We start from the raw sequence: 8,988 nt of genomic DNA, 5'->3' as shown, positions 1-8,988 counted from the left end.
GAACAATCAAAACCGGGCAGGTTGATAATTGAGACACTTTATGGCTGACGCTTCCAAGCATCATTTCTTTCAGACCGCTGATCCCCCGGCTGCCAACTACGATCAGGCTGACGCCTTTCTCTTTTGCATGATTTAGTATCTCATGCGCCGGCTCGCCATTCGCGTAAATGGTTTCAGCTTGAACGCCTTTTTCGGCTGCTTTTTCTTTTGCATTTTCAAGGATTTTCAGGCCCTCTTTTTTTACCTCGTTCCTGATTTCATCAATAAAGTGTTCAGGCACATAGACAATTCCCGTCAGAGAAGAAGTCGTGACGACGGCTTCTCTCCCCACATGAAGAATGCTTAGTTCCGCTTGCTGCTCTTTTGCCAAATGCACTGCGGCATCAAGCGCTTTTGCACTCATGTCTGATCCGTCAATCGCTACTAACATTTTGTTAAACATGCTCTTCCCGCCTTTCGGACTGTGGGTGGTTCATCTTTCTCTTTTATTGTCCGCCTGCATTTCGTTATTGTCAATTGAAGCGGATGAGTTTTCAAAAAATTGTCAGAGACTCTCTCCGTTTGTGGCGATGACCTGCTGATACCAGTTGAAGCTTTTTTTCTTGATGCGATTAAATGTTCCATTTCCTTCATTGTCCCGGTCCACATAAATGAAACCGTAGCGTTTTTTCATTTCCGCAGTAGATGCGCTGACAAGGTCAATTGGCCCCCATGATGTGTATCCGATTAATTCAACGCCGTCCGCAATGGCTTCGCGCACTTCAATTAAATGATCACGCAGATAGTTGATTCTGTAATTGTCCTGAATCGTGCCGTCCTCTTCAACCTTGTCTACAGCGCCAAGGCCATTTTCAACAATGAACAGCGGCTTCTGATAACGGTCGTATAAGGTGTTGAGCGTGATGCGCAAGCCTTTCGGATCAATCTGCCAGCCCCATTCTGATGATTTGAGGTAAGGGTTTTTGACTCCGCCCAGCAGGTTGCCCCCTGATTTTGCAAGCTCTTCCGGATCTGTGCTCGCCGCCATCGACATGTAGTAGCTGAACCCAATATAATCCACAGTATGTTCTTTCAAGAGCTCTTCATCGCCTTCAGCCATTTCAATTTCAATATTGTTTTCTGCCAGATAGCGTTTCATATATCCCGGGTATGCGCCTCTTGCCTGAACATCTGAGAAGAAAAGTGTTTTGCGCTCATTCTCTATTGCCGCGAAGACATCCTCCGGCTTAGAAGTCATCGGATAGGTTGTCGTTGCCGCTATCATACAGCCGATTTTCGAATCAGGAATGATGTCGTGACCCGCTTTGACAGCAAGAGCACTGGCCACAAATTGGTGATGTGCCGCCTGGTACATCGCGTTTAATTTGTTTTCTCCTTCTTCAAAGACAAGACCGCCCCCGGTAAACGGCGCATGGAGCACCACGTTAATTTCATTGAACGTCATCCAATACTTCACTTTGTGTTGATAGCGTTTAAAAACCGTTTTGGCATAGCGTTCATAAAACTCTATGACTTTGCGATTCTTCCAGCCGCCATAATTTTTCACTAAACCGAGCGGCATTTCATAATGAGAGATGGTTACGACAGGCTCAATATGATGCTTTAACAGCTCATCAAACAGATCATCATAAAATCTGAGGCCGTCTTCATTGGGCTCCTCTTCATCGCCATTCGGAAAAATTCTCGTCCACGCAATCGATGTGCGGAACGCCTTAAATCCCATTTCTGCAAATAAGGCGATATCCTCTTTATAACGATGATAAAAGTCAATCCCGTTGTGATACAGATTCAAGGAAGTCATTGATTCATCAAATGGAGACATGATCCCGTTCGGCGATACGTCAGCTGTCGAAAGCCCCTTGCCACCCTCGTTATAAGCACCCTCCACTTGGTTGGCAGCAACTGCGCCGCCCCATAAAAATCCTTCTGGAAATCGTTTTGCGTTTGAACTCATATTGATCACCCCATTAGTTTTTTCAAGATAAAGCAAGCAGCGCTTCTTTTGTCTGTACTTTACCGATCTCTTTCACCGGCGAAAATGAATATTGGTCTGTGTTGGTCACGATCACCGGGGTAATGACGTCATATCCCGCGGCTTTGATTTGCTCCAGATCAAAGGACACGAGCGGATCTCCCGGTGCGACCTTGTCGCCTTCTTTGACGTGAGCCGTGAACCATTGCCCCTCCAGCTTCACTGTGTCCAATCCAATGTGTATGAGTATTTCAGCTCCCTGATCACTCGTAATGCCAATTGCGTGTTTTGTTTTAAAAATGGTGGTAACGCTTCCACGAACAGGCGACACAACTTCTCCTTCTTCAGGCTCAATGGCAAATCCTTTTCCCATGACCCCGGCAGAAAACACTCCGTCTTTGACTTCACTTAATGCTTTCACTTCTCCCTTAATCGGGCTGTGAATGATCTCTCTGCTGCCTTCATGCAGTGCCGGCTGCTGGCTGCCGTCAGAAGGCACATCCTCGAATCCAAGCAAATACGCAGCTGCTGTTCCCGCCGCAAACGCAATCACAAGGCCGATCATCGCGTAAATAAACGTTGGGCCGATAAAGACAGGGATGCTCGGCAGACCTGCATTCCCCCCGACGATATAGGAAGCAACACCCGTCATGCCGTAAAACGCGCCACCGGCTGCACCGCCAATCAAAGCGGCCGCAAACGGCTTTTTCAATCGCATATTCACGCCGTACATCGCAGGTTCTGTAATCCCCATCAGCGCCGTGATGCTTGTGGTAAGCGCGAGTGATTTAAATTTTTTGTTTCTGGAGCGAAGGAAGACGGCAAATGATGCTCCCGCCTGCCCCATATTCGCCAAAAACATAGCCGGCAGTAAATAATCGTGGCCGTTTTGAGCGATGTTGTTGATCATGATCGGCACAAAGGCATAGTGCATGCCCGTCATAATGATTAAAGAGAATGTACCCGCCAGCAAAATCATTGCCATAAGCCCTGCATGATCAAACAAATAATTGACCCCAGAAGACAAGTATTCTCCTAAAATAGCGCCAAGCGGACCGACTGTAATCAATGTCAGCGGCACGACAATCAATAATGTCAACGTCGGAACCACAATCAATTTGAGAGATGCGTGTGTAAAACGGTCAATCCATTTTTCTACGTACGAAGCAATCCAAATCGCCAGCAAAATTGGGATGACCGTTGACGAATAAGTGGCAGCGGTTACAGGAAGCCCGATAAAGGAAATCGGTTTCCCCGCACCGAGCAGGGCTGTCAAATCCGGATGCAGAATCGCCGCCGCAATGGCTGCCGCTACGTACGGATTGCTTCCGAATTTTCTCGCCGCACTCATCGCTAGCAGGAGCGGCAGGAAGTAGAACGCGCCGTCACCGACAGCCGTCAAAATGACATGGCCCTGGCTCTTCTCCGCCATCCAGCCAAACGTAACTGCCAGCGCAACAAGCCCTTTGATCATCCCCGCTCCCGCAATCGCAGGCAGAATCGGGGTAAACACACCAGAAATCACATCAAAGACCGCACTCAGCACATTCTTTTTCTGAGAGGATGAACCAGCGCTCTTTTCATCACTGAGATTGCTGTGCCGCACAATCGCCTGATACACCTTCGGCACATCGTTTCCGATAATGATTTGAAACTGCTCGCCGCTGATATTGGTGCCCATCACTCCAGGCAGCTGCTCCAACTGACTGCGATCCGCCTTCGAATTGTCATGAAGATTAAAACGCAGCCTCGTCATGCAGTGGATCACGCGCTGAACGTTGTCTTCACCGCCTACGAGTTGTAATATGTCCTTCGATAATTTATCATAATCCATGTGTATACCTCCTTTTTATGGGGGGACTGCTGGAAGAAAGGTGGCCGCCTTTCACCAGCTTTTTTTCTATCAAATGCTGCATCACCTCCTAAAAGAGAATAAAAAAACCTAAATGACACAGATTGCGAGAGTCTCCTCCTGCACCTGCACCATTTAGGTTTTGCCTGCTTTCGCAGTAACAATCCTGACGGGTCGTTTTATTTGTTTGTAGGTATACTTTAGCACTAGATTTGCGGGATGTCAACGCTTTCATTTTTGGGTTTTGACTAAAGGGAATACTTATTGAGGACTGTTTTGTTATAGAGGGAAGCCATTTTGTATATTTTGTTTTATTTTTCCGAAAATACTATCAAATATATCAGCTGACTTAATATAAAAGTAAAAAACCTTGAAAGGCAATTTAGCCCATCAAGGTATATGTTTTATTTTTGACTATCCCTTTTCCATATACTTTCTCCGTCAGTTAAAAAAACTGCACTTGGCGGATCATCATAAAGTGAAATTTCAACTAATGAACCTTTCTTTTGTATTAACCAATTATATAAACTACTTGCTTCACTAGTAGGATGAGCTAAAATATCATTTACTTGAAATGTAACTGCATAATATTCGATAAAATTCACATCATCGTCATCCAACCCATTGTCTGTTTCAAAGAGTGTGTCTGGTTCACCAATAATCTTTAATCCACTATCCCACTCTATTATCAAGTCACTATCTTTATACTCTTTTAACGCTTTTATTAAAGGATCATATTCCATGTATATCCTCCTCTTATTACTTCTTTAATGGTTCTGAAGGCACTATATGCGCTCCGTCTTTTCCGTAATGAATCATTCCTCTAGTAGTTTCAATGTATTCACCAGTATCACGATCATAGTATTTTCCAATTGGTTTACCAAAGTCTACTCTTTCTTTTTTACCGTTTGGTAGTAGTTGACCTTTTCCTGCATACTTATCAAGCAATTCCTGTGCTGTTTTATTATCACCATAGAAAATACTCTTGTTTTTACCATTTGCTATTTCTTGTTTGTAATTTGGCGTATTAGGAATATGTTTCTCTTGAGCACCTGGCTTTACTTTAACTGGGAATCCATGTACTTCTCTGTAAGGTCCTTTAGGTACTGACTTCTTTCCATAAGAAGGTACACCATTACCCGTATCCTTAGCAACGTTTTTAACTTCCGAAGCCTTCTTAGCCTTTTTCCCATCATTAATAAGTTTATTAATATCTATTAACTTTTCTAACTTAGCTATTTTGGCAAATGGTACTGAGTTTATGGAGGCAACAACACGGTCTTTCCCTGTGACTTTTTCGCCTGATACTGGATCTCTGCCCGTGGCTGCCTTAAAAAGATCATACACGCCGGTAAGTTCTACAGCTGTCTCTAAAATTTTCACATATCCATTCTCATCCACTTTAATGTCCGAAAGCGAGACGACAGGTTCAAGCTTCATGTCATTACCAGATATGTATACATTGTAAAGTGTATCATTATAAACGACTTGCTTAACCTCTGCATTTGAGAAATCAGTTTTTATATGTTCTCTATGTTCACTCGTATTATACACTTTACCATTGATAACGATGATATTTTTACTTACCTTTTTAGAATGACCCGTTTTGACAACTGAATCCACTTTAGACTTTTCATTCTCGGCTAATTTCTTCAACATCATCTCCATCGGAGAATCATCCGCCTGCTTCATTTGCGGGTTAATCGCGCCGAAGGTTTGGTTGATGTTTTCTTCTTCCTGTGATTTCAGGATAGAGCCGCTTTTGTAGCCCGTAATTTCAATTTTCGGACCGGTATACATGGTTCCGAGCTGATCCATGTATTTTTTCATCGTTTGAAAATCTGATTTTGCGGTTTCTAGTGCTTGGGTTTGCTGGCCGTCAAATTGAAAGAGCTTATTCAGGGTGTCTGAAATCAGCCGCTCAGCCTGTTCTGTTTCCATCCGAAAAAAGGAATCATTGACTGTCGGCAGGCTGACGATGTGATCTATGGCCGACGTCTGGCGATTGACTGCATCAGTGAGCTGCTCTGTCACTTCTCGTGCATGCTTGACCCCATGTCTCGCATCGTGTGAGAGAAAAGCCTCTGCAATCATGCCGTGAGAGTCAGATTCTACAGAGGAAATCGCATGCTGTGTTTGTTTCAGCACTTTTTTGTATTCGTCGATAAACATGCCAAAGAAAAGGAGAAAAGGCTTGTGGCACTCCTCGTAAAAGGTCCGGATGGCATCTCCGCCTTTTCCTTTCAGCGCATCCTTCATGCCTGCCAGATGCTCAACGCTTTTTTCCAGCTTCTCCAGCTGTTGTTTTTGCTTGTCCAGTTTCTCAATCGTATGCTGAATGCCCTCGTGAAGAGCGTGGACATCTAATGTTTTCAATCCCTTGTCCTCCCGCGCTTTATTTCATGGAAGATGATATGTTTTCGTCCGTTTCCTTCATGGCGTTTACCGCGCTTTCCGTTTGTGCGATATGCTTGGCCAGAACAGACGCATATGCTTCAGTGAGCTCTTTGATGTCCTTATTTAATTGCTCGATGGACTTCACAACATTCAAATGGTTTCTGCCTGAGAGATGGCCGGGTAAGGAGGACTTGAGTTCAGCTGAATTCTTGAGCTGAGAAAGCCCTTGCTTCACTGTGCCATACACCATTTTAATTTCCTGTGCCATTTGTGCTCACCTCACTTTTTATGTTTTTCCTTCTCTATTTCATGCTCTATCCTCGTAATTTGGCGTCTTATGGAATAGACATCGCCCTCTAATGAGTGGATTTTTCCTTCTATGCTTTCGATGATTCCGCTGACTTGATCGCTTTTGATTTGCTGATATGCTTTGTTCATTCCTTCACGAATATCTTCAAACCGCTGAGCATGTGTTCCTCTCCATGCCTCCCGGTTAAGATGAGGCCGGTGAATGAGATGCTGGGCCTCGGAGAATTCGTGTTTGATTTGCCTGATTTCGTGCAGCACTCGTTTTAATTGATGGATCTGTTCCTGCTTTTCATGTAAGTCGGCTTTTACCGAATGTAACAACATTTCACTATGCATGCCGCAATACCTCGTGTTTCTATCAAACTGTGTAAATTCTTTACAATACAGACTATTTTCATATTACATGATGGATCATATTGGATAAATAGGTAAAAAGGTTTGTCTTGAGAGGTGTTTAACTGGTTCTAAAATGCTAAAAATAGATCTAATCACCTTATGAGAGGGAGAAAATAATCATAGGAGGGACTTTTTATTTAAGTCTTTAATCTCTCTTTCATTTTTATTTTTTCTCCCACTTAACAGTTTCTTATAGTCAATAAAACTCATAAAAAAACGCCTTCCTACGAAGGCGCTTCTCCATCTTATTTAGATCCCCAAACAGCCTCACCGTTGCCATTCAACACACTAAACGTCATGACGTTCTTCTCTCTCACCGAATCCCACTGGCGTACAAATACCCCGTTATACTTCTTGCCCGCTAATGTGATCTCGGCTGTGTTTTTTCCGGTTTTCTTCCATGTTCCGGTCATTTCCCCGGAAATGGTGTGGTTTTTGTTGAGCTGGATGTTGATGGTTTTTTTGATGTCGGCTGAGATGTCTTTTCCGTGCTGGATGAGTTTGTACGTTCCTGTGATGTCTTTTTGTTTTACTTCTTTCAATGTTTCGCCCGCATAACGATATGGCGCTGCTACCGGCCAGCCGTCTTTGTTCATGAACAATTGGTGGACTCTGACTTCGTGTTCTTCACCCCTGCCCGGGAAGCGGGTGTGGAAGATTAAATAGGAACGCCCGGTTTTTTCATCATAGTATGCGGAGTTGTGACCTGGTGAGACGTACCCGGTGCCTTTTTCATTTTCTGTTTCAAAAGTGTAGCTGCCCATGAGTTTGACGCCGTATGGTTCGATGGAACGGTCGTCGAAGAATGTGCCTTCTTTGCCGCGGACGTCAAGCATTGGATTGCCTTCTGCATCATAGTAAGGGCCGTCTGGTTTCTTGGAGCGGACCACACGGATGTTATAGCCGCCTGTTGCATCAAGACCGCCATATGATAGGTATAAGTAGTAGTATTTGGTGTCTGGATTGTAGAGAACATACGGGCCTTCGATTCTGCTATGGTTGCCGCCGAGCAGTTTTTTCCCGTATCCCTGTCCAGGAAGCGGGAAGCCCGTTTTCGGATTCATTTCAAGTATGAAAATGCCGCCTGAGTATGATCCGTACACCATCCACAGCTTGCCGTCTTTATCAAAGAAGGTATGCGGGTCGACGACATTCGGATGTTTGGTTGCGTCATACGGTGTTCCATCGTTGCTTGTGCCTTCCATTCCTGATTTCAAAAAGATGCCTTTGTTTTTGTATGGGCCTTCGATGTTGTCAGCAACGGCAACACCCAAAGCGGATCTTGGCGAATCGCCGCGGCAGGCGTTGTAGTACATGTAGTATTTGCCGTCCGCCAGCTGCGTGACGTCAGCCGCCCAAAGAGTATCGGATTGCGCCCATTCGAAGGTTTCTTTTAATTCTTTATAGACATTCGGGATAAGTGGGTTGTCATTGCTTACGCTGGTGGTCAGCTGCTGCCATTGCATGAGGTCATTCGATTTAGCTGAAGCGAGATGAGATCCAAAAACATAAAAAGTGCCGTTTGTTTCAATGATGGAAGGGTCATGGACGCTGACTTCTTTAAATATAGGTTTTTGTGCATAGACGGAGTTTGGGAGGGTGAAGGCCATGATAAGAGCTGCAAGAAAACATACACAGAACAATCGGTTGAACATCTAAACAATTCGCCTCTCTTTTTTATTAAATTTTAAACGCTTACATTTCCCTATGAAGATACCCCGGCCTATTAAAACAGCCGAATGTTTTCATATTCAAACAGATAGGTGATTTCTCACTGTTCTCTTACATAGTCAGACTGATGTCTGTCTGTTTTGCGCAGAACTGCTGCTTGCATACCTCTATTCATAGTTCAACCCTTTTGCCGTTTCTCCTTCTTCAATTACTTCTGTTTCTTCATTTGCGTACATAATGAACGCTTTGTCCGGTCTTGTAAAGTCGTCGACTTTTCTCCGGCAACTTCGCCTCTTTTTGGCATTTTACCTCTCATTGTCAGCAATATGACAGCGGCCGCTTGCACTTCTGTCTGGGTATGCGTGTGCAATGTGCTGCTTTCTGCGTCACA

Annotated in this window: 9 protein-coding genes and 1 pseudogene; all 10 read right to left on the bottom strand. The window is 44.4% G+C overall.

Features of this window, described 5'->3' with window-relative positions; translation table 11 throughout:
* A partial coding sequence (locus RAC86_RS30640) for a universal stress protein (RefSeq protein WP_377886367.1) occupies window positions 1-442 on the bottom strand: 442 nt, incomplete at its 3' end.
* 102 nt (window positions 443-544) lie between these two features.
* Window positions 545-1,954 (bottom strand): aryl-phospho-beta-d-glucosidase, encoded by a 1,410-nt coding sequence (gene bglH / locus RAC86_RS30635; RefSeq protein ID WP_377886366.1) that lies wholly within the window; start codon window positions 1,952-1,954, stop codon window positions 545-547.
* Window positions 1,955-1,976: 22 nt separating this feature from the next.
* On the bottom strand, window positions 1,977-3,806 hold the full coding sequence (gene bglP, locus RAC86_RS30630) for a PTS beta-glucoside transporter subunit IIABC (protein ID WP_377886365.1): 1,830 nt from the start codon (window positions 3,804-3,806) through the stop codon (window positions 1,977-1,979).
* A 422-nt stretch (window positions 3,807-4,228) separates the two neighbouring features.
* Window positions 4,229-4,567, bottom strand: coding sequence for a hypothetical protein (locus RAC86_RS30625; protein ID WP_003227154.1), 339 nt, complete (start codon window positions 4,565-4,567; stop codon window positions 4,229-4,231).
* Between the two features lie 16 nt (window positions 4,568-4,583).
* Window positions 4,584-6,200, bottom strand: coding sequence for a T7SS effector LXG polymorphic toxin (locus RAC86_RS30620; protein ID WP_161476578.1), 1,617 nt, complete (start codon window positions 6,198-6,200; stop codon window positions 4,584-4,586).
* A 19-nt stretch (window positions 6,201-6,219) separates the two neighbouring features.
* Entirely contained in the window at window positions 6,220-6,489 is a 270-nt protein-coding gene (locus tag RAC86_RS30615) for a YwqI/YxiC family protein (RefSeq protein ID WP_003218942.1), read from the bottom strand.
* Window positions 6,490-6,500: 11 nt separating this feature from the next.
* Complete coding sequence (locus RAC86_RS30610) at window positions 6,501-6,866, bottom strand: YwqH-like family protein (protein WP_003218945.1); 366 nt, start codon at window positions 6,864-6,866, stop codon at window positions 6,501-6,503.
* Between the two features lie 305 nt (window positions 6,867-7,171).
* A complete protein-coding gene (gene abnB, locus RAC86_RS30605) occupies window positions 7,172-8,581 on the bottom strand; it encodes an arabinan endo-1,5-alpha-L-arabinosidase AbnB (protein ID WP_128441991.1) in 1,410 nt (469 codons plus the stop codon).
* Between the two features lie 135 nt (window positions 8,582-8,716).
* Window positions 8,717-8,809: pseudogene (locus RAC86_RS30600) on the bottom strand (hypothetical protein); the annotation flags it as partial.
* A partial coding sequence (locus RAC86_RS30595; protein ID WP_377886364.1) for a hypothetical protein occupies window positions 8,806-8,988 on the bottom strand: 183 nt, incomplete at its 5' end. The pseudogene RAC86_RS30600 and the gene RAC86_RS30595, both read right to left, overlap by 4 nt.

This window comes from Bacillus sp. LR_5, from assembly GCF_042709275.1.
Note: the sequence above shows the minus strand (reverse complement) of the source record. Positions and strands in the feature narration are given on the sequence as shown.